The organism is Arthrobacter glycogeni, assembly GCF_054511155.1.
The window spans coordinates 1-18,646 of the sequence record NZ_JBTNDE010000001.1; the positions used below are offsets into that span (position 1 = coordinate 1).

The 18,646-nt window shown below is 62.6% G+C and carries 21 protein-coding genes; 6 read left to right on the forward strand and 15 right to left on the reverse strand.

Features of this window, described 5'->3' with window-relative positions; translation table 11 throughout:
- From ACX80O_RS00005 to ACX80O_RS00015, 3 genes are all read left to right on the forward strand, one after another.
- Window positions 1-839, forward strand: an 839-nt coding sequence (locus tag ACX80O_RS00005; RefSeq protein WP_459332111.1) for an HNH endonuclease, incomplete at its 5' end; no start/stop codon positions are given.
- A gap of 78 nt (window positions 840-917) precedes the next feature.
- Complete coding sequence (locus ACX80O_RS00010) at window positions 918-2,147, forward strand: N-acetylglucosamine-6-phosphate deacetylase (protein ID WP_459305704.1); 1,230 nt, start codon at window positions 918-920, stop codon at window positions 2,145-2,147.
- A 228-nt stretch (window positions 2,148-2,375) separates the two neighbouring features.
- Complete coding sequence (locus ACX80O_RS00015; protein ID WP_019481284.1) at window positions 2,376-2,579, forward strand: cold-shock protein; 204 nt, start codon at window positions 2,376-2,378, stop codon at window positions 2,577-2,579.
- Between the two features lie 74 nt (window positions 2,580-2,653).
- Here the strand turns inward: ACX80O_RS00015 and ACX80O_RS00020 are convergent, their stop codons facing one another.
- The 13 genes from ACX80O_RS00020 to ACX80O_RS00080 form a co-directional block, all read right to left on the reverse strand.
- A complete protein-coding gene (locus ACX80O_RS00020) occupies window positions 2,654-3,085 on the reverse strand; it encodes a DUF2550 domain-containing protein (protein ID WP_459332112.1) in 432 nt (143 codons plus the stop codon).
- Between the two features lie 11 nt (window positions 3,086-3,096).
- Window positions 3,097-3,381 carry a F0F1 ATP synthase subunit epsilon gene (locus tag ACX80O_RS00025; RefSeq protein ID WP_019481286.1) on the reverse strand — a complete coding sequence of 95 codons (285 nt, stop codon included), beginning with the start codon at window positions 3,379-3,381 and terminating at the stop codon, window positions 3,097-3,099.
- A gap of 5 nt (window positions 3,382-3,386) precedes the next feature.
- A complete protein-coding gene (gene atpD / locus ACX80O_RS00030) occupies window positions 3,387-4,850 on the reverse strand; it encodes a F0F1 ATP synthase subunit beta (RefSeq protein WP_171584210.1) in 1,464 nt (487 codons plus the stop codon).
- An 84-nt stretch (window positions 4,851-4,934) separates the two neighbouring features.
- Complete coding sequence (locus tag ACX80O_RS00035; protein ID WP_459305698.1) at window positions 4,935-5,828, reverse strand: F0F1 ATP synthase subunit gamma; 894 nt, start codon at window positions 5,826-5,828, stop codon at window positions 4,935-4,937.
- Window positions 5,829-5,917: 89 nt separating this feature from the next.
- Window positions 5,918-7,552 carry a F0F1 ATP synthase subunit alpha gene (gene atpA, locus ACX80O_RS00040; RefSeq protein ID WP_196841718.1) on the reverse strand — a complete coding sequence of 545 codons (1,635 nt, stop codon included), beginning with the start codon at window positions 7,550-7,552 and terminating at the stop codon, window positions 5,918-5,920.
- 100 nt (window positions 7,553-7,652) lie between these two features.
- On the reverse strand, window positions 7,653-8,468 hold the full coding sequence (locus ACX80O_RS00045) for a F0F1 ATP synthase subunit delta (RefSeq protein WP_459305697.1): 816 nt from the start codon (window positions 8,466-8,468) through the stop codon (window positions 7,653-7,655).
- The gene (locus tag ACX80O_RS00050; protein ID WP_459332113.1) at window positions 8,468-9,016 is read right to left on the reverse strand and encodes a F0F1 ATP synthase subunit B; all 549 of its coding nucleotides are present in this window, start codon (window positions 9,014-9,016) and stop codon (window positions 8,468-8,470) included. Before ACX80O_RS00050 ends, ACX80O_RS00045 begins: the two co-directional genes overlap by 1 nt.
- A gap of 50 nt (window positions 9,017-9,066) precedes the next feature.
- Entirely contained in the window at window positions 9,067-9,282 is a 216-nt protein-coding gene (locus tag ACX80O_RS00055; protein WP_019481292.1) for an ATP synthase F0 subunit c, read from the reverse strand.
- An 85-nt stretch (window positions 9,283-9,367) separates the two neighbouring features.
- Complete coding sequence (gene atpB / locus ACX80O_RS00060; RefSeq protein ID WP_459305693.1) at window positions 9,368-10,189, reverse strand: F0F1 ATP synthase subunit A; 822 nt, start codon at window positions 10,187-10,189, stop codon at window positions 9,368-9,370.
- A gap of 86 nt (window positions 10,190-10,275) precedes the next feature.
- Window positions 10,276-10,605 (reverse strand): hypothetical protein, encoded by a 330-nt coding sequence (locus ACX80O_RS00065; protein ID WP_459332114.1) that lies wholly within the window; start codon window positions 10,603-10,605, stop codon window positions 10,276-10,278.
- Window positions 10,598-11,101 carry a Cg1360 family ATP-synthase-associated protein gene (locus ACX80O_RS00070; protein ID WP_459332115.1) on the reverse strand — a complete coding sequence of 168 codons (504 nt, stop codon included), beginning with the start codon at window positions 11,099-11,101 and terminating at the stop codon, window positions 10,598-10,600. Before ACX80O_RS00070 ends, ACX80O_RS00065 begins: the two co-directional genes overlap by 8 nt.
- A gap of 131 nt (window positions 11,102-11,232) precedes the next feature.
- Window positions 11,233-12,249 carry an MraY family glycosyltransferase gene (locus ACX80O_RS00075; RefSeq protein WP_459332268.1) on the reverse strand — a complete coding sequence of 339 codons (1,017 nt, stop codon included), beginning with the start codon at window positions 12,247-12,249 and terminating at the stop codon, window positions 11,233-11,235.
- Complete coding sequence (locus ACX80O_RS00080) at window positions 12,242-14,071, reverse strand: polysaccharide biosynthesis protein (protein ID WP_459332116.1); 1,830 nt, start codon at window positions 14,069-14,071, stop codon at window positions 12,242-12,244. Before ACX80O_RS00080 ends, ACX80O_RS00075 begins: the two co-directional genes overlap by 8 nt.
- Before the next feature lie 169 nt (window positions 14,072-14,240).
- Between ACX80O_RS00080 and ACX80O_RS00085 the strand changes: the two genes are divergently transcribed.
- Genes ACX80O_RS00085 through ACX80O_RS00095 form a run of 3 tightly spaced genes read left to right on the forward strand, consistent with a single transcriptional unit; the run spans window position 14,241 to window position 17,069 of the window.
- A complete protein-coding gene (locus ACX80O_RS00085; protein WP_459332117.1) occupies window positions 14,241-15,140 on the forward strand; it encodes a glycosyltransferase in 900 nt (299 codons plus the stop codon).
- A gap of 1 nt (window position 15,141) precedes the next feature.
- Window positions 15,142-16,107, forward strand: a complete 966-nt coding sequence (locus ACX80O_RS00090) for a glycosyltransferase (protein ID WP_459305686.1) — start codon at window positions 15,142-15,144, stop codon at window positions 16,105-16,107.
- A 2-nt stretch (window positions 16,108-16,109) separates the two neighbouring features.
- Complete coding sequence (locus ACX80O_RS00095) at window positions 16,110-17,069, forward strand: NAD-dependent epimerase/dehydratase family protein (RefSeq protein WP_459332118.1); 960 nt, start codon at window positions 16,110-16,112, stop codon at window positions 17,067-17,069.
- On the opposite strand, the gene ACX80O_RS00100 is transcribed toward ACX80O_RS00095, so the two are convergent.
- A complete protein-coding gene (locus ACX80O_RS00100) occupies window positions 16,999-17,730 on the reverse strand; it encodes an L-threonylcarbamoyladenylate synthase (protein ID WP_459332119.1) in 732 nt (243 codons plus the stop codon). The two genes, ACX80O_RS00095 and ACX80O_RS00100, sit on opposite strands and share 71 nt — an antisense overlap.
- Before the next feature lie 4 nt (window positions 17,731-17,734).
- A complete protein-coding gene (gene prmC / locus ACX80O_RS00105) occupies window positions 17,735-18,646 on the reverse strand; it encodes a peptide chain release factor N(5)-glutamine methyltransferase (protein ID WP_459332120.1) in 912 nt (303 codons plus the stop codon).

The window sequence follows — 18,646 nt, forward strand, 5'->3', positions numbered from 1 at the left end:
CCTACGCGGCGTTGACCCGGCACGCCGATACCGCCCGGGCCGGCGGGGACACCCGGTCCAAGGGTCAGCTGATGGCCGACACCCTGATCGAACGGATCACCGGGACCCCCGAAGGCGTGTCCCGGATCGAACTGCAGGTCATCATCACCGACCGGACCCTGCTCCAAGGCGATAGCGAACCCGCCAGGATCCCCGGCTACGGCATCGTCCCCTCCTCCTGGGCACGGCAGCTCCTGAACCCCGAACCCACCCAGCCCACTGAACCTGCTGAATCCTCTGATCCCACCCAGCCCGCTGAACCTTCTGATCCCACTGATCCCACTGATTCCACTGATCCCTCTGATCCCAGTGGCCACTCTGATTCCTCTGGCCGCTCGGAGTCCACCGGTGTTGGCCGCGAAGCCTTCGACGTGTGGGTGCGCCGCCTCTACACCGCGCCGGGCACCGGGGAGCTGGTCGGCATGGATTCGAAAGCCCGGCTTTTCACCCGGGCGCAACGCCGGTTCATCACCGTCCGGGACGATACCTGCCGCACCCCGTACTGCGACGCGCCGATCCGCCACTACGACCACATCATCCCCTGGCACCGCGGCGGACCCACCTCCATTCCGAATTCGGCGGGGCTCTGCGAGGCATGCAACCACACCAAAGAAAAACCCGGCTGGACAGCACAACCACGCCCCGGACCTGGATCAGCACCCAACTCACGCCCAGGCACAGGGTCTCGGCACACCTTCCGTATCACCACCCCCACCGGCCACACCTACAACTCCACCGCACCACCCCTACCCGGAACAGAGCACAGGGCCCCGCCCCACACCGTCACAGCCGTCACCTGAGGTCTTGGACAGTGGGCTGGACCGCTGAAACAACGCGGTCCACGGCGGCTGTGGTCCGGCAACGCATAGAATCGGGCTATGGCTAGCAGCGAAGATCCGGGACCGCCCACCGCGAGCTACATTCGCGGACGCCTTGTCACTGAGTCGGGGATTGTCGAGGACGGGGTTCTTGCCTACGACGGCGACCGCATTTCCTACGCCGGACCGGCCGCGGGGTTCAGCGCCGGATCCTCACCGGCCGACAGAACCTTTCCCCACGGGAGTGTCCTTATGCCCGGACTAGTCGACACCCACTGCCATGGGGCAAACGGCGGAGATTTCGCCAATGGGGATGTTGCACAGGCCCGGCGCGCAATCGACTTCCTTCATCGCAGTGGAACGACCACCGCCCTCGCCAGCACCATGACGGCGCCACGGTCCGATCTACTCAAAGCCCTATCAGTACTTGCCGGCCTGGCCGAGGAGGGCCTGATTGCTGGTATCCATGCCGAGGGCCCCTTCGTCTCGACAGCGCGCTGTGGTGCTCAAAACCCCGCCTTCATCGTCGATCCCGAACCGGAGTACGTGGCGGAATTGATCGAAGCCGCACAGGGGCGGATGAAGACCATGACCTATGCGCCGGAACTTCCCGGCGCGGATGCCCTCATCGATGCCCTCACCACCCACGGCATCACTCCGTCACTCGGGCACACCGACTGCGATGCCGAAACGGCAGCAGCGTCGCTGGCGCTGGCCCGCGAAGAAATGGAATCGACCGGTTTCGACGGCTACAGCGGCCGCCCGACCGTCACCCATCTGTTCAACGGCATGCCGCCGTTGCATCACCGCTCCCCCGGCCCCGTTGCTGCCTGTCTCCGGATAGCCAAAGCAGGAAACGCCGTCGTCGAGCTCATCGCCGACAACGCCCATGTAGACCCACAGACCGTTCTTACCGTTTTTGCGCTGGTCGGCAGCGACAACATTTCGCTGGTCTCCGACTCCATGGCGGCCACTGGCCTTCCCGACGGCGCGTACCACCTTGGACCATCGGCGGTAACCGTCAGGGATGGCGTTGCAACGCTCGACCGCACCGGCTCCCTGGCCGGTGGCACGGCGGTGCTGCTCGACATCGTCCGTCGGACTGTCGCCGCAGGGGTTTCACTCGACGACGCAGTGGCCTCGGCTACTACCGTTCCGGCGAACGTGCTGGGACTCGCTGACGAATTGGGCAGCCTGCGACTGGGACTTAGAGCGGACGCTCTGGTAGTCACAGCCGACCTTCGCCTTCTCGCCGTTCTCCGTGAAGGCACTTGGCTCGATCCCCTCTAAATTTCTCCCCAGAATCCGCCGAAAGTCCGTTGACCAGATCGGGCCCCTATGTGATGCTTATTTCAGTCTTTGTGTACGTGTTTTAGCATGCTCGCAAGACCGAGTTGCGAGCGTGTAACTTCCGAACGGAACCGAAATAGCCGGGTGCCGCTAGGTTGTTCCCGTGGAGTGACCCCGGGCCCGCACACAGTGTGTGAGCCTGAACATTTCATTATGGAGGAGAAACAAATGGCACAGGGAACAGTGAAGTGGTTCAACGCTGAAAAGGGCTTCGGCTTTATCACCCCGGATGACTCAGACGGTGATGTATTTGTGCATTACTCCGAGATCCAGACCGGCGGGTTCAAAACCCTCGATGAGAACCAGCGTGTTCAGTTCGAAATCGGACAGGGCGCAAAGGGCCCCCAGGCCACTGGGGTCACAGCCCTGTAACAACCAGGCTTTCAGCAACTCAACAAGTGAGGCCCCCGCGTTCAACGTGGGGGCCTCACTTGCTATCCATGGCGTTAACGCCAGGTGCCGATACCGATCACCGGTCCGGCCTCCAACCAAGAACATAACCCGGCGTAGACGTCAAACTTCATGGCCAGCAACACTTCCTCACCCTCGTAGTCAAGACACACCACGACGGCGCCGGGCTGGATCCTGTGCTTCTCCGCTTCAGTAGGCTGCCGCCATTCCCTAAGCTCCAGAGAACTACGCAGGTACCGATGACGGGGGCAAGGGCTCAGGGACACCATCCTCAACCACTCGAGGTGATGGTCCGTATAGCGACAAACCCCCATCTGCCATCCCTCGGGAGGGAAGCAGATGGAGGCGTCAAAAGTGCCAAGCGCTCCACGGAGCTGAAAACGGCGTAGACCTACTGCCAGAATGGCGAGCACCAGCAGCAGGAACACCGCTGCGAGCGTGATGAAGGCTATACCGAGACCGTCCATCACTGATTCTGTCAGCGAGTCTCCGCGGACACAGGGCCGCCGATCTTCGCATTGTCGGCGACGATGACCACCCGATTGCTGTCAACCGAAAAGAATCCTCCGTCAACTGATACCAGCAGACGTTCGCCTGATACGGGTTCGATAGCCATCTCGCCCTCGGCCAGGATGGCTAGCATCGGAGCGTGCCCGGGCAGGATGCCAATTTCGCCATCGCTGGTGCGGGCCCTGACCATGGTCGCCGCGCCAGACCACACGAAGTGGTCTGCCGCAACGATTTCTACTTCGAGTTCTGCCATGAGAATTACTTCCCGGTCTGCTCTTGGATCTTGGCCCACTGGCGCTCGACGTCGTCAAGCCCGCCAATATTGAAGAACGCCTGCTCAGCAATGTGGTCAAGGTCGCCGTTGGCGATGGCGTTGAAGCCCTCGATGGTGTCCTTGATGCTTACTGTCGAACCCTCGACGCCGGTGAATTGCTTCGCCGTGTAGGTGTTCTGTGACAGGAACTGCTGGATGCGGCGTGCCCGGGAGACAACAATCTTGTCTTCTTCAGAGAGCTCGTCGACACCGAGGATGGCAATGATGTCCTGCAGTTCCTTGTTTTTCTGAAGGATCTGCTTGACGCGCACCGCGGTGTTGTAGTGATCCTGACCGATGTACTGCGGGTCAAGGATCCGCGAGGTTGAGGTCAACGGGTCAATGGCCGGGTACAGGCCTCGGGACGCGATTTCACGGGACAACTCGGTGGTTGCATCGAGGTGCGCGAAGGTCGCGGCGGGCGCCGGGTCGGTGTAGTCATCAGCGGGCACGTATACGGCCTGCATCGACGTGATCGAGTGACCCTTGGTCGAGGTGATGCGCTCCTGCAGGAGTCCCATCTCGTCCGCAAGGTTCGGCTGGTAGCCCACTGCCGACGGCATCCGGCCCAGCAGGGTCGACACCTCGGACCCGGCCTGGGTGAAGCGGAATATGTTGTCAACGAACAACAGCACATCTTGCTTCTGGACATCTCTGAAGTACTCAGCCATGGTCAGCGCCGACAGGGCCACCCGGAGGCGCGTTCCTGGTGGCTCATCCATCTGGCCGAATACAAGGGCGGTGTCCTTGAGGACTCCTGCCTCTTCCATCTCAACCCAGAGGTCGTTACCTTCACGGGTACGCTCGCCAACCCCAGCGAACACCGAGGTGCCACCGAAGTTACGGGCAACACGGGTGATCATTTCCTGGATCAGCACCGTCTTGCCGACGCCTGCACCACCGAACAGTCCGATCTTGCCACCCTTGATGTACGGGGTGAGGAGGTCGATGCTCTTGATACCGGTTTCCAGCATCTCGGTGGAACCCTCAAGCTGGGCGAAAGCCGGTGGCTTGCGGTGGATGGGCCACCGTTCGGTGATCTCCAGCGAGGACTCTTCGACGTCGAGCGGCTTGCCCAGGACGTTGAAGATGTGACCCTTGACGACGTCGCCGACGGGTACCGAAATGGCGCTGCCGGTGTCGTGGACAACGGTTCCGCGAACCAGTCCGTCGGTGGCCTGGAGCGAAATAGCACGCACCAGGTTGTCACCGAGGTGCTGCGAGGTCTCGAAGGTGATGGTGTGCGTCTCACCATTGAGTGTGATCTCAGTGGTCAGGGCGTTATAGATGGCGGGAATGGCGTCAGCCGGGAACTCGACGTCAACAACCGGGCCAATGACACGGGCGATTCGACCGGTGCCGCCGGATGCAACTGAGTCACTACCGTGCTCAATAGTCTGGGCAGTCATCTCTCTCACTTCACTAACGTAGATGGCGTGGGGCTAAGTCTAACTAGGGTGGAGCGTGTTCAGAAACCTGGGTGATGTAACCGGCTAGGAGGCGCTGAGCGCGTCCGCACCTGCCACGATCTCCGACAGTTCCTGAGTGATCTCCGCCTGGCGCGCAGTGTTGCGGAGCCGGGTGTATTTCTTGATCAGGTCCGTCGCGTTGTCGCCTGCGGACTTCATCGCCCGCTGACGGGCGGCGAGTTCGCTGGCTGCTGCCTGCAGGAGAGCCGCGAAAATCCGGGACTCGATGTAGCGCGGCAGCAGTGCGTCCAGGACCATTTCCGGTTCTGGCTCATACTCGTACAACGGCAGCAGATCCGACTCGGATACTGCTTCCTCTTCGACGACCTCGAGCGGGAGCAGACGGATGACCGTAGGTTCCTGCAACACCATCGACCGGAAGCGGGTGTAGACAACGTGGATTTCGTCGACGCCGCCGTCATCGAACCCCGTGTTGAATTCGGCGAGCAATGCTTTGCCGATCTCACGCGCAGTTTCGAACTCAGGGGCGTCAGTTCCACCAATCCACACGTTCTCAAACGGACGGTTGCGGAAGTCGAAGTAGGCCTGGGCCTTCCGACCAACAAGGTAGGTCTTGACTTCCTTGCCCTCTTCCCGCAGCAGCTCGATGAGTGACTCGGCCTGCTTCAGAACGCTTGCCGAATACGATCCCGCAAGACCGCGGTCCGAGGTCATGACCAGAACCGCCGACCGGCGGATCTGCTCCGGCTCGGTGGTCAGCGGGTGATCGATCTCCGACTGCGATGCCACTGCTGAGACGGCACGGGTGATCGCATTGGCGTACGGCAGGGACGAGGATACTCGTGCCCTGGCCTTACCAATGCGAGAAGTCGCGATCAGCTCCATCGCCTTGAAAATCTTCCTCATCGACGTGGTCGACGTGATCTTCTGGCGGTAGACCCGGATCTGGGCTCCCATACTTGTCCTTTCCTTCGTAGTCCACCTGGGGATTACGGCTAAGGCTGGGGTGGCACCGGGGTGCCAGAAGCGCCCCGGTGCCGGTTTCCCTAGCGCTTCTGCTTGACGATCTTCTCCTGGTCGACCTCGTCCTCGGAGAGGGCGCTGTACTCTTCGTGCCCTGCGACCAGGCCGTCGTGGCCCTCGCCGAAGAAGCCCTGCTTGAAGTCGGTGATCTGCTTCTTCAGCTCGTCAACGGTGGAGTCTTCAAGGAGGTTGGTCTCCGCCAGGGTAGTCAGCACCGATGACTTGTGGCGCAGGTGTTCGAGGAACTGGCCCTCGAACTTCCTGACGTCTTCAACCGGTACATCGTCCAGGTAGCCGTTGGTACCGGCCCAGATGGACACCACCTGATCCTCAATGGGGAATGGCGCGTACTGACCCTGCTTGAGCAGTTCCATCAGGCGTGCCCCACGGGTGAGCTGCTGGCGTGACGCGGCATCCAGGTCGGACGCGAACATCGCGAAGGCCTGCATGTCGCGGTACTGCGCAAGGTCCAGCTTCAACGTACCGGAAACCTTTTTCATGGCCTTGACCTGTGCCGAACCGCCAACGCGGGACACCGAGACACCGACGTCCACTGCTGGACGCTGGTTGGCGTTGAAGAGGTCCGACTGCAGGAAGATCTGCCCGTCGGTGATCGAGATGACGTTGGTCGGAATGAAGGCCGAGACGTCGTTGGCCTTGGTCTCGACGATCGGCAGACCGGTCATCGAACCCGCACCGAGCTCGTCGGAGAGCTTTGCGCAACGCTCGAGCAGACGGGAGTGCAGGTAGAACACGTCGCCCGGGTAGGCTTCGCGTCCTGGCGGGCGGCGCAGCAGCAGTGAAACTGCGCGGTACGCCTCGGCCTGCTTGGAGAGATCATCGAAGATGACCAGAACGTGCTTACCAGCGTACATCCAGTGCTGGCCAATAGCCGAGCCCGCGTAGGGGGCCAGGTACTTGAACCCTGAGGGGTCGGACGCTGGTGACGCCACAATTGTGGTGTACTCCAGCGCGCCCTTGTCCTCAAGGGTCTGGCGAACAGCAGCGATCGTTGAAGCCTTCTGGCCGATAGCAACGTAGATGCAGCGAACCTGCTTCTTCACGTCGCCGGATTCCCAGTTGGCCTTCTGGTTGATGATGGTATCGACGGCGATAGCAGTCTTGCCGGTCTGGCGGTCACCAATGATCAGCTGGCGCTGGCCACGGCCGATCGGAATCATTGCGTCGATGGCCTTGAGGCCGGTCTGCATTGGCTCGTGGACTGACTTGCGCTCGGTGACACCGGGAGCCTGAAGCTCCAATGCACGCCGCCCTTCAGCCTTGATCTCGCCCAGCTCGTCGATGGGCTGGCCCAGTGGATCAACCACACGGCCAAGGAAGGCGTCGCCCACGGGTACGGAGAGGATTTCTCCGGTGCGGTGAACTTCCTGGCCTTCTTCGATGCCGGTGAAGTCACCGAGGATGACGACGCCGATTTCGCGGGTGTCGAGGTTCTGGGCGAGGCCCAGGGTGCCATCTTCGAAACGCAGCAATTCATTGGCCATCACCGAGGGCAGACCCTCAACCTTGGCGATGCCATCGCTGGCAGTACTTACGCGGCCCACTTCAACGCGCTCTGCGTTGCCGGGTTCGTAGGATGCCGCAAACTCGTTCAACGCATTACGGACGTCTTCGGCGTTGATGGTCAATTCGGCCATCTGCAGTCCCTGCTCTCCTGTGTTGTGATCGCCACTACTTCGCGGCAACCGGTGTGTGATTGAAGTCTGTTGTATGTCTAGGATAGGGCGGCGGACCGTCCTACACCGCAAGCTTTCGCCGCAGTTCAGACAGCCTGGCAATGACAGTGGAATCGACCACTTCGTCGCCAACCTGAACGCGGACCCCGCCGATCAGCGACGGCTCCACGGTGACATTGGTCCTGAGCTCGCGTCCAAACAGAGAGTTCAGGCCCTGCTGCAACCGCAGGAACTGCTCATCAGTCAGCGGACGGGTAACGCTGACGTTCGCAATCCAACGATCGTGCCGCTTGGCGACGAGTTCAACGAACCGCTTCACCAAGTGGGTGGGCTTGATACCGCGGGGTGCCTGCACTGCCTGGCGCACCAACAGCCGTGCCTCGGCTCCGGCGTTCGGCACCAGTTTCAACGCCAGGTTCACCCTGGCATCGTCACTAGCCTGCCGTTCGGACAGAGCACGCTGCAACTCATGGCTTGATTCGACGGTCCTGATGAAGTCAAAGAGATCGTTTTCGAGACCCTCAAGACTTTCGGCTCCGTAGCCCCGGTTCTCTGCCACCGCAATCGCTGCAGTGGCGCCGAGGGTTTCCAGCGCGTCTCCAAGGTCGCGGGCCGCGGCCCACCGCATGGAGACCAGTTCCCTGACCACCGACGCGGTCTGTTCCGATACCTTGCCGGCTACCAGAGTCGAAACCAGAGCGGCTTTGTCCCTGCCTTCGCGGGATGGGTCGGTCAGTGCGCGGCGGAGTCCGGCGTTGCTGTCCAGCATGTCGAGGACTCCGAAGAGTTCCTCGGCAAGGGTCAGCGGTGCGCCGGGCAGACGGGTTTCGAGATCTTTGAGTGCTGTTACCAGGGACTGGCTGGATACACCTGCCATTACTTCGATGCACCTGCGCTCTGAGTTTCGAGGTCGGCCAGGAATCGGTCAACCACTCGTGCGGACCGCTGATCGTCGGACAGTGACTCTCCGACAATGCGGCTGGCGAGGTCGGTAGCCAGCGTGCCAACTTCGGCGCGGAGCGAGACGACAGCTGCCTGACGTTCTGCTTCAATCTGGACGTGGGCCTGCTCAGTGATGCGAGCTGACTCTGCTCCAGCCTTTTCCTTTAGTTCCGCGAGGATTTGCGCACCTTCGGCGCGTGCTTCCTCCCGGATGCGGTTGGCTTCGGTGCGAGCATCGACCAATTGCTGCTTGTACTCGTCAAGCGCTGCATTCGCTTCGGCCTGTGCTGCTTCGGCCTTGGCGATGCCGCCTTCGATGGCTTCGGTGCGCTCAGCAAACGTCTTTTCGAACGCCGGCATCACGAACTTTTTGACGATGAACATCAGCACCGCGAAGCCCACCAAGGTAACGAGCAGTTCCCACAGGTTCGGGACAAGCGGACTTGAGCCCTCTTCTGCGGCCATAATCGCTGCGTTAAGCATGTTTCACCCGTCTTTCTTTAGCTTGTCTATGGACCGTCTCGGACGCGTAACTACGCGCCGATAACGAACGCGAAGACCAGGCCGAGGATGGCGAGTGCTTCAGTCAGTGCCAGTCCGAGGAAGGCGATGGGCTGGAGTACCCGCTGGGCTTCCGGCTGGCGCGCTACACCGTTGATGTATGCGGCGAAGACGAGTCCCACACCGATACCACCGCCGATTGCGGAGAGACCGTATCCAACGAGGTTGAGGCTACCCTGTACTTCCATTGTGTTCCTTTCAAGATGCCGCTTGCTGCGACAGGTTGTTTGGGATCATCCCCGACGGGGAAGTCTGTATTTGTTTGTCGTGAAATTAGTGTGCGTCGGCGTGGAGTGCGCCTTCGATGTAGATGGCCGCCAGCAGTGTGAACACATACGCCTGAAGGAGCATGATCAGAACCTCGAGCATGTACATCGCTACTGCTCCTACCAGGACCAGCACGCTGGTTCCCTGCAGCAGGATGTTGCCGGTCATTACCATGTACTCGATGGCCGAACCGGCCAGCGTCACGATGAGGTGGCCTGCGAGCATAGTGGCGAACAGTCGGAGGGAGTGAGTGACCGGACGGACGAGGAAGTTCGAAATAATCTCGATCGGGACCACGATCGGCAGGATGTACCAGGGCACCCCAGACGGGACAACAGCCAGTTTGAAGTAGCGAAGCCCATGCTTTTTGATACCAATGCCGACCCAGAGCACGTAAAAAATCGCGGCAATGGCATATGCACTACCTGGGTGGGAGAAACTCGGCAGCTGCAAACCCGGAATCGCACCGAAAATGTTGTTTACCAGGACGAAGAAAAATGCCGTGAAAAGCCACGGCACGTACTTCATGAAGTCCTTGCCACCGATAATGTCCTTACCGATCGAGTTCCGGACAAATCCGTAAGCGGACTCCCCCAGAAACTGCATCTTGCCAGGGACCATCTTCCCCTTGCGGGAGGCAATGACGAAGAAGACGGCAATAAAGATGACTGACAGGATGAGCATCAGCATCTGCTTGCCGAAGCCACCTTCGAACCAGACGCCGTATTCACCGCCCCACGGGAGAATATCCCGATAGTGGGTGTCGTCAATAGTGGGGGCTACGAAACCCTCATCCGTTGTAGTGGCCGGGAGCGCAAGCGCGATCAACGCGTTTCCTCTCTGCAGTGTCCATCATTGGGCAAATTCTGATCGGGCATGGGATTACTGCTCCGACTCATTAAGTTTTTCGACGATCACAAGGGTTTCTCCCCAGCTTTCCCGCCGCTGTCCCGCGGCGTCGAACCGGGATCAGCTGTACTTGAGCGGGTGAGGTTATGCATGTGGGAGAGGTAAAAACCCCCGGCTGCACCCAAGAGACCTCCAGCGAGCACTATCCATTGTGTCCCCAGGAGGTTGTCCAGCCCCCAGCCTATCAAACTCCAGACAACGATCCCGCCAATAATGTAGCTGAAGACTGCCAACCCGGCGTTATAACCACCCTCCCCATACCTGCCCCGGTCGTCGCTGCCAGCAGCAGTCGCGGAAGGGGCCTGATGGGGTTCATGTGGGTGGGGTTCAGCCATGGTGATCCTCATTTCCTGGGACCGGCTTGGCCGGCTCCGGGTCGTTGTAGAGCTGGTGCCGGGCTTTGGAGAAAACATACAACTCCACCGTCTGCCAGAGAATTACCGTTCCGACGGCCCCGGCAAAGAACCAGTTCGGATCGAGCCAGGGTGGGGTGCCAAGGACAAACAGAACCACAGCGAACCCAACGACCTTGATCGCGTACGTCACGGCGAAGAGCCCGATGGCCCCCGAGGGGTTGTTGCGCCCCGCGAAATGGCCAACGGCCAGGCTGATCCCAAAGAACGCGACCACCACCAGATACCCGAAAAGTGCGCTCAGCGCATCGGCCGGACCGGAAACCAGCAGGGCGACGATCGCTGCCACCGCAATGAGAGCGCCGGTGACCGCCATGCACATCTTCAGGATTCCCAGCCACAGAGACCCCGATGGGTCTGCGGCAGGGTGGGCGTTGCTGCCGGGGGCACCGACGCCCCGGGGGTCAGGTGTACTCATAGGGAATCCGTTCGTAGATTCGATGTGAGGGAAGTCCCCGGCTCAGCCCCGGAACGATAACCGCGGACTGCCGTCCAATTCTACCGTACAGAGAATTTGCCCTCGGACCCCTGGGAAACACTGGCGTCCGTTCAGCGCGTCTGTTTGGCCTTCAACCGGCCGGCCAGGAGACGCGGAGAGTAGAGGTAGAGCGCCACCGCCGCTGCCGCGAGCAGCGAAAAGGCCACCGCGACGAGCGGCGGGGCAGTCGCAGCAACAAAACCGGCAGCACCGGTCAGCACGGAGGCGCCTGTGACCACCAGTGCCGACTGAACATGTGTTAACCCGATGTCAGTCAAACGCTGGTAAACGTGTTCCCGATGGGAGGCATACCACCGGTCGCCGGCCCTGACCCGACGAAGGAAGGTAGTGAACGTGTCGGCGAGGTAGATCAAAACGGGCGAAAGTAGATATTCGAGGTACACACCGGCCAGCAGGCCGGCGACGGCGATAGCTGCAATCGAGGCACCAAGAAGGTAGCTGCCGACGTCGCCGAGGAAAACGAACCCACGGCCCAGATTCCAGGGCAGGAAACCGGCGAAGGCGGCCGCCACGACGAGCCCGGCCACAGTCAGCCACGGCTGGGTACTGAGTACCCCGGCTGCCGCATAGAAGATGCCGACAGCTACTCCGTGCAGGCCGGAGATGCCGTTGATTCCGTCCATGAAGTTTGCTGCGTTGATGTAGGCAGCAACCGCCAGCGCGCCCACCGGAACCCACCAGAAGCTTTGCCCAATGGTCCAGGCCAGTGCTGCGGTTCCCACCGCCCCAATGGCCAGTTGCAGAAGTGCACGCACCTGGATCGAAATCCCCCGGTAGTCTTCGATCCAGCCGAGTAGTGCGGCGGCTGACAGCATCGTGAGGATGATCAGGATCAGCGAGCGATCCACTGCCACGAGGCCGGTGGCCAAAGAGAGCACCAGTCCCCCGGTAATCCCCATCGCGACGGTGATACCGACGCCGCGGATCACGACGGCGGTGTGTGAGGAGCGCTCATTAGGAACGTCCAGCACGCCAAGCCGGGCCAGCAGCGGCTTGAGGGCAAACGGCAGGACTCCGCTCAGCGCCAACGCCACACCAACCACCAGGGCCAGCCGCAGGTCAATCACTGGCAATGCCGCCCTTGCGCTTCCAGTCGATCAGGTTGAGCTGGCACGGGTCCAGAGCGGACACGGAGGTGTGCGAGATCTTTGGATGCAGGGGCCGGGCGCCATCCTCGCCGAAGCCGACCAGGTCCTCGTGCATCTTCTCCCCCGGCCGAAGACCGGTGAAAACCACTTCAATGTCCTTGCCTGACATAGCGATCATCCGCCGGGCGACGTCGAGAATCTTGACTGCCTCGCCCATGTCCAGGATGAGGACCTCGCCCGGGCGGCCAATGGCCCCGGCCTGGATTACCAGCTGGCAGGCTTCCGGGATGGTCATAAAGAAGCGGGTGACCTCGGGATCAGTCACGGTAATGGGCCCGCCGACCCGGATCTGTTCGGTGAAAAGCGGCAACATTGAGCCTCGGCTGCCAATCACGTTCCCAAACCGAACCGATACGTAGCTCCTGGCGGTTTGAGTAGCCTGCCAGGCCGTGAGTTTCTCTGCGACCCGCTTGGAATGACCGAGGACGCTGGTGGGCTTCGCTGCCTTGTCGGTCGAAATGTTCACGAAGTGCTCAACCCCTGCAGCCTTGGCCGCGTTGAGCACATTCTGGGTGCCGAGGACGTTGGTCTTCCAGGCCTCTTCAGGGTACTGCTCCAGGAGCGATACATGTTTGAGAGCAGCGGCATGGAAGACCACCTCCGGCGTACGCTCCGCAAAGATGCCAAGCAGGGTCTCGGCGTCACGGATGTCGGCAAGCACCGTGTCCTTGCCGGTCAGCAGACCGCGGCCCGTCATCGACAGCTGGGTGGTTTGCAGCCCGGTTTCGTCGCGATCCAGCATGATCAGCTCGGCTGGGTTGAACTGCGCCAGTTGGCGGCACAGTTCGGACCCGATGGACCCGCCAGCCCCCGTCACGAGGACCTTCCTCCCAGTGATGTACCCGGCCACCTCATCGGCGTGGATGTCTACCGGTCGACGGCCAATCAGGTCCTCGACGGCAACTTCGCGGAAATCGGAGAACCCGGCGCCGGAACCTCCCGTGGCGAGCATGTCGCGTAGCGGTGGGAGCACCAGGACCCGGATATTCATCCCAGCCACCAGGTCCGAGACCTTGCGGACCTGGGCGGCCTCGACGTCGGCGAAGGCAATGACGAGCACGTACGCGCGGGTGCGGGCGATGATGCTCGGAAGATCTTCGAGGCGGCCCAGCACGGGAACAGTTGCCAGGCGCAGGTGTTTCTTGGCCGGATCGTCGTCGATCAACCCGACAGGGAAGTACGGGGATTCGCGGTCCTGGATCATCCGCCCCACCAGGGAACTGCCGAGGAAACCGGCGCCGTAAATCAGCGTGCGCTGAGCGTCCTCCCCCGGTTTGGCTTTACTCTCCACGAACATGCGCTTGAGGTACCGGGTGGATGCCATGAACATACAGGCGAAAGGGAAAGCGATGATGGCGATGCTGCGCGGAATCTCGATGATGGAGAAAAACACAACGCTCACCAGCAGCAGGATGACGGAAACGATGACGGTCACGATGACCAGTAGCTTCGCCTCATGGAAACTGCCGAAACTATAGCGTCCGCGGTAGAGCGCGAAGCTCAGACCGACCGCCAGCTGCGCGGCGAGGGCCACTGCGCAGAACGCCACGACGCCGGCCATGTTGATCTGGTTGATCAGCAATTCGTACCGGAGCACCAGTGCCAGAAGAATTGCGACAACCCAGGCCACCGAGTCGAAAATGAACTGCGACCACAGCCACAGTGCTGGCTTCTCCGAACGGGTCGTGGTGCTGTCTCCGGACCCGTCCCGGGCTGGATCCACGCGGTCAGCGGGTTTCATGGTTCCTAACAACGGGTCGACGATGATGGCAGACGTGCTGTTCGAGTCCGCACGGCCAACTCTCAGCTCGTGCTGGTGTAATAGACTTTCTCTACCCGAGAATACTAACCGCACTACCCGGCCCCGACCGCTTTCAAGGCGTGTGGTGAGTGGACCGGAAAGGACTGACTTGCAGGATACCGTGGCCGTTGCGGCAGTAACATTTGACCGCCCCGACGACCTCCGTACCCTCTTGCTGGCACTGTCCCAGCAGAGTGTCCCCCTCACATCGGTTGCGCTGGTAGATTCCGGAACGCAGAGTGTTGACGCAATCGCCACTGAGTCCGCTGCGCCCGTCAATTACATCCGCTCCCTGAGCAACCTCGGTGGCGCAGGCGGTTTCTCGCTAGCAATACTTTCGGCCATGGCGAGCGGTGCCGAGTGGGTCTGGATCATGGACGATGACGCCCATCCCGAGGACCCCGAGGCGCTCGCCACGCTGATGGCTGCCGCGAAAACCGAGGGCCTCGACGTCGTCGTCCCGCTGATTGTGGCGCCGGGCGAACCGACCAGGCTGTCATTCCCTTTCCGGGTCGGCGGTCGTTCGGTCCATGACCGGGCAGAAGTGGAGAAGCTGGGGATCATCCCCGGCGTCGGCCAATTCTTCAACGGCGCACTGATCCGCACTGAGGTGTTTTTTCGGGTCGGTCTTCCTGACCTGCGGCTGTTCATCCGCGGGGACGAGACCGACTTCATGCTGCGCCTGCGCCGGGCCGGGATCCCGTTCGGCACGGTCACGACCGTTGCGCTCAGTCATCCTCCCGGCTGGGCCGAAACACAGCAGGTCCTTGGTGACCGGCTGCACGTGCTGGTCCCCGAGACGGCGTTCAAACGGTTCTACTACTACCGCAACCGCGGATACCTCACCCGCCGGTATGGGCGCGTGAAATCCCTCGTTGCGGACGGCGTGGGCTACCCGCTGTACTTCCTCAAGCGCCGCGACCCGCGCGGGCTCGCCGAATGGTTTGCCGCGTACTCCACTGGAGTACGCGCGCGCGGCTTCGGACCGCCGTCGGACCGGGGTTTTTGACATGTCTGCAGCCGACGTGACCTTGGTGGTGACAACGTTCAATCGTGCCAGGTATCTGCGCGTCCTGTTGCAGACGATCTCGCGGCTGGACCCGGCGCCCCGCGGCGTCATCGTGGTGAACAACGCAAGCACCGACGACACTGATGAAGTCATCGCCGCCGCCAATCTCCCGGTTCCGCTGATCCACCACCGGCTGCAGAAAAACGTTGGCGGGTCCGGCGGATTCTCCGTGGGTGCTGACCGCGCTCTCGCCGAAGGAGCGGAATGGCTGTGGCTGATGGACGACGACGTCGAGGTGCTACCCAACGCGCTTGCGGCGTTCCAGCCCTGGATGGATACCTACCGGTGCCTTCATGGCCGCCGCTACGACCACGCGGGCAAGCCGTTCTTCTGGCAGCACCGCTTCAACGCCTTCCTGGGCGTCCACTTCCCGGTTCGGGGGAACGTCTTCCGTCACCGTCCGGTATTCCACACCAACGTTGGCTGTTTCGAAGGAATGCTGGTGCATGCCGATGTGGTGCGCCTCGTGGGTCTGCCCGACCCCCGCTTCTTCCTCAATGGTGACGACACCACGTACGGCTGGCTGATCGCGCAGTCCGAACCCGTCGCCTACATCAATCAGTACGTGCTGAAAAAGGCCCGGGAGCAGAAACAGATCGACCTCGGCGTCCGCCACCTCAATGACTCAAACGACCTTGGCCGCTACTGCGGCATGCGCAACCGGGGACACCTGGCCCGCTATCTGGTAGTCAACGGCCAGTTCAATCGTTGGGGATTCGGACTGGGAACTTTGCTCACCGCGGCAAAGGAGGTCCTGCGCCTGGTGGCAGTTGAACACTCCCTCTCCGGGCTGGCCCCACTCTGGCGTGGCTGGCGGGAATCGCGCGGCATCCTGAGGGATCCCGAGTGGCAGCCGATGCCGCGGCTGGATTCCGATCGGTCCGAAAGTCTGAAGGGAACCCACTGACGATGTCCTGGCTGATCCTGGGTGCCACCGGCTTCGTCGGTTCAGCGGTACTGCGGGCCGCCGAGGCGGCGGGCCTCAACGTCACTGCCCTCCCGGCGCCCCGACTCACCACCGACGCCACAACGGTCGCCGACATTGCGCGTGAAGCCGCCGCCCACCCCGCCCTGGCCGGTCTCACCACCGCACTGGCTGGCGCGTCGGTGGTGGTCAACGCTGCTGGCCTTGCCGTTCCCCGAAGCGGCGACACGGCGGCCCTGCGGGGTGCCAACGCACTGCTACCCGCCCTCCTGGCCCAGGCCTGCGCTGCGGCAGGGGTCGGGCGCCTGATTCAGCTGAGCAGCGCCGCCGTTCAGGGCCAGCGCGATGTGCTCGACGAAACCCTGGATGTTTCCCCCTTCTCGGCCTACTCCCGGAGCAAGGCGCTGGGCGAACAGGCCCTCCAGGTTGCACCGCCCGGCCCCTCCACTGTGGTGGTTCGGGCCACCTCGGTGCAGGGCATCGACCGTCCGACGACGACGGTGCTTGCCAGACTGGCCGCCTCTCCGCTGGCTTCGGTCGCAGCTCCCGGCACAGCCGCAACGCCGGTGACGTCAGTCCAATCGCTGGCCGATTTTGTCGTCACGGTGGGCACTTTCGATGGGCCCGTCCCGGGTGTGGTGCTGCAGCCATCCGAGGGGATGACCGTCCGATCCGTTCTCGAGGCCGCGGGTGGTACCCCCATCGTGTTGCCGCGGCTGCTGTGCCGTGGGTTACTGCGGGCCGGTTACGCCGTGTCGGCGTTGGCCGGGGAGCGCCTGCACGGCAGCCTGCGCCGGGTGGAACTGATGTGGTTCGGGCAGGCGCAGGAGCCGGGCTGGGCCGAGGCACAGGGAATCCGGGTCGAGCAAAGGGTCAGCGCGGTGCTGGAGAGTGCTGCGTCCCGGCGTCGTCGGGGTCGGGCTGGGCGTCAGGCGACCCGGTAGCATTTTCGGCATCATCATCGGCTGGGCCTCTTAACCCCGGAACAACCTCCCGCAGCTGGTCAAGAGTAATGCTGCCCGCACGGACCAGGGTAAGCTCCTGTCCGGTCGCGTCGACGATGGTCGACGCGGTGGCACTGCGTGGCCCGCCGTCCAGGTAGACCTCCACCGCGTCGGCGAGCTGCTTGAACGCTTCCGCTCCAGTGGTTGCCGCTGACGCGCCAGTGCGGTTGGCGGAGGAGACTGCCAGCGGGCCGGTAAGGATCAGCAGGTCAAGGGCCAACCGATCGTCGGGTACGCGCAGCGCCACGGTGCCGAGGGTGTCGCCGAGGTCCCAGGTCAGTGAAGGCTGTGCCCGGAAGATCAAGGTCAGCCCGCCGGGCCAGAACGCCTCGGCCAGCTTCCTGGCATCGGGGTGAACCTCGGCTGCCAGTCCATCCATCGTCTGGATCCGGGGAATCAGCACCGGCGGGGGCATACTCCGGCCCCGCCCTTTCGAAGCCAGCAGCGTAGCAACAGCCTGGGGTGAGAAGGCGTCGGCGGCGATGCCGTAGACCGTGTCGGTGGGAATCACCACGCACTGGTGGGCGGCCAGGGCGCGTTGGGCATGCGCCAATCCGTCGCTGCGCCGGGCCGGGTCTGAGCAGTCGTAGCTGGTGGTCACAGGATTATTCTTTCACTGGTGCGTCAGGATTGGCACGTTGGCTGCGCAGGGCCGAGGTGGAGCGGTCACGACCGGTGAGGTCCTGGTGGGTCCGCACTGTTGACCACCGAGGGTCGGACCCCATCAGGGCCGCCATCGCCGGGGCCTGCACCTCGGCGTGTTCCAGTACAAAGTACCCGCCGGCAACAAGCAGCCGGGCGGCACTGAGCATGGCGGCGACCGGCAGTTCGAGCCCGTCCTCGCCCCCACCATACAGGGCAATCTTTGGGTCGTGATCGGCCACTTCGGGTTCGCGGGGTACGGCCGCCGAGGGGATATAGGGCGGGTTGGACACGACGACGTCGAACGTCCCGTCCTCGTCCCCCAACGCGTCCCGCAGGTCTCCCAGGATGAGCGTCACCCCCCGGCCGGCAAGGTTGCGTTCGGCCCACGCGTGAGCCAACGGGCTGTACTCCACCGCGTACACGTCGGCCGACGGCACCTCGTCGGCGATGGCGGCGGCAATCGCGCCGCTTCCCGTTCCCAGGTCAACCACCCTGGGCCGGGCCACTGTCAGCGCGTGATCGATCGCGAGCTGCGCCACGGACTCCGTTTCGGGCCGCGGAATGAACGCACCGGGCCCCACCTCTAGCGCCACCCGCCGGAAGTGGGCGATGCCGGTGATGTGCTGCAGCGGGATCCTGCGGCACCGCTCCGCCACCAGATCGAAATAGCCGTCCGGGGGTGCGGCCCCAATCAGGGAGAGAGTCTTGACGCGGCCCACCGCTTCCCCGAGCAGATGGGCGGCGAGGAGGTGGGCGTCGACGCCGGGGCTGGGCACACCGGCGTCAGTTAGTAAGGCAGTGGCCCGCCGCAGGGCGTCCTCAAGGGACTCGGCCGGGTCCTGGCTGTCGGGCGCCGTTACGTCAGAGTTCAC

What these genes read in the sequence shown, in the direction of transcription:
- ACX80O_RS00095 (WP_459332118.1), top strand. Translation starts at nt 16,110, where the DNA reads ATGTCCTGGCTGATCCTGGGTGCCACCGGCTTCGTCGGTTCAGCGGTA.
- atpA (WP_196841718.1), bottom strand. Translation starts at nt 7,552, where the DNA reads ATGGCCGAATTGACCATCAACGCCGAAGACGTCCGTAATGCGTTGAAC.
- ACX80O_RS00035 (WP_459305698.1), bottom strand. Translation starts at nt 5,828, where the DNA reads ATGGGAGCCCAGATCCGGGTCTACCGCCAGAAGATCACGTCGACCACG.
- ACX80O_RS00050 (WP_459332113.1), bottom strand. Translation starts at nt 9,016, where the DNA reads ATGCTTAACGCAGCGATTATGGCCGCAGAAGAGGGCTCAAGTCCGCTT.
- ACX80O_RS00025 (WP_019481286.1), bottom strand. Translation starts at nt 3,381, where the DNA reads ATGGCAGAACTCGAAGTAGAAATCGTTGCGGCAGACCACTTCGTGTGG.
- ACX80O_RS00045 (WP_459305697.1), bottom strand. Translation starts at nt 8,468, where the DNA reads ATGGCAGGTGTATCCAGCCAGTCCCTGGTAACAGCACTCAAAGATCTC.
- ACX80O_RS00065 (WP_459332114.1), bottom strand. Translation starts at nt 10,605, where the DNA reads ATGGCTGAACCCCACCCACATGAACCCCATCAGGCCCCTTCCGCGACT.
- ACX80O_RS00010 (WP_459305704.1), top strand. Translation starts at nt 918, where the DNA reads ATGGCTAGCAGCGAAGATCCGGGACCGCCCACCGCGAGCTACATTCGC.
- atpD (WP_171584210.1), bottom strand. Translation starts at nt 4,850, where the DNA reads ATGACTGCCCAGACTATTGAGCACGGTAGTGACTCAGTTGCATCCGGC.
- ACX80O_RS00015 (WP_019481284.1), top strand. Translation starts at nt 2,376, where the DNA reads ATGGCACAGGGAACAGTGAAGTGGTTCAACGCTGAAAAGGGCTTCGGC.
- ACX80O_RS00070 (WP_459332115.1), bottom strand. Translation starts at nt 11,101, where the DNA reads ATGAGTACACCTGACCCCCGGGGCGTCGGTGCCCCCGGCAGCAACGCC.
- ACX80O_RS00090 (WP_459305686.1), top strand. Translation starts at nt 15,142, where the DNA reads ATGTCTGCAGCCGACGTGACCTTGGTGGTGACAACGTTCAATCGTGCC.
- ACX80O_RS00020 (WP_459332112.1), bottom strand. Translation starts at nt 3,085, where the DNA reads ATGGACGGTCTCGGTATAGCCTTCATCACGCTCGCAGCGGTGTTCCTG.
- ACX80O_RS00055 (WP_019481292.1), bottom strand. Translation starts at nt 9,282, where the DNA reads ATGGAAGTACAGGGTAGCCTCAACCTCGTTGGATACGGTCTCTCCGCA.
- ACX80O_RS00080 (WP_459332116.1), bottom strand. Translation starts at nt 14,071, where the DNA reads ATGAAACCCGCTGACCGCGTGGATCCAGCCCGGGACGGGTCCGGAGAC.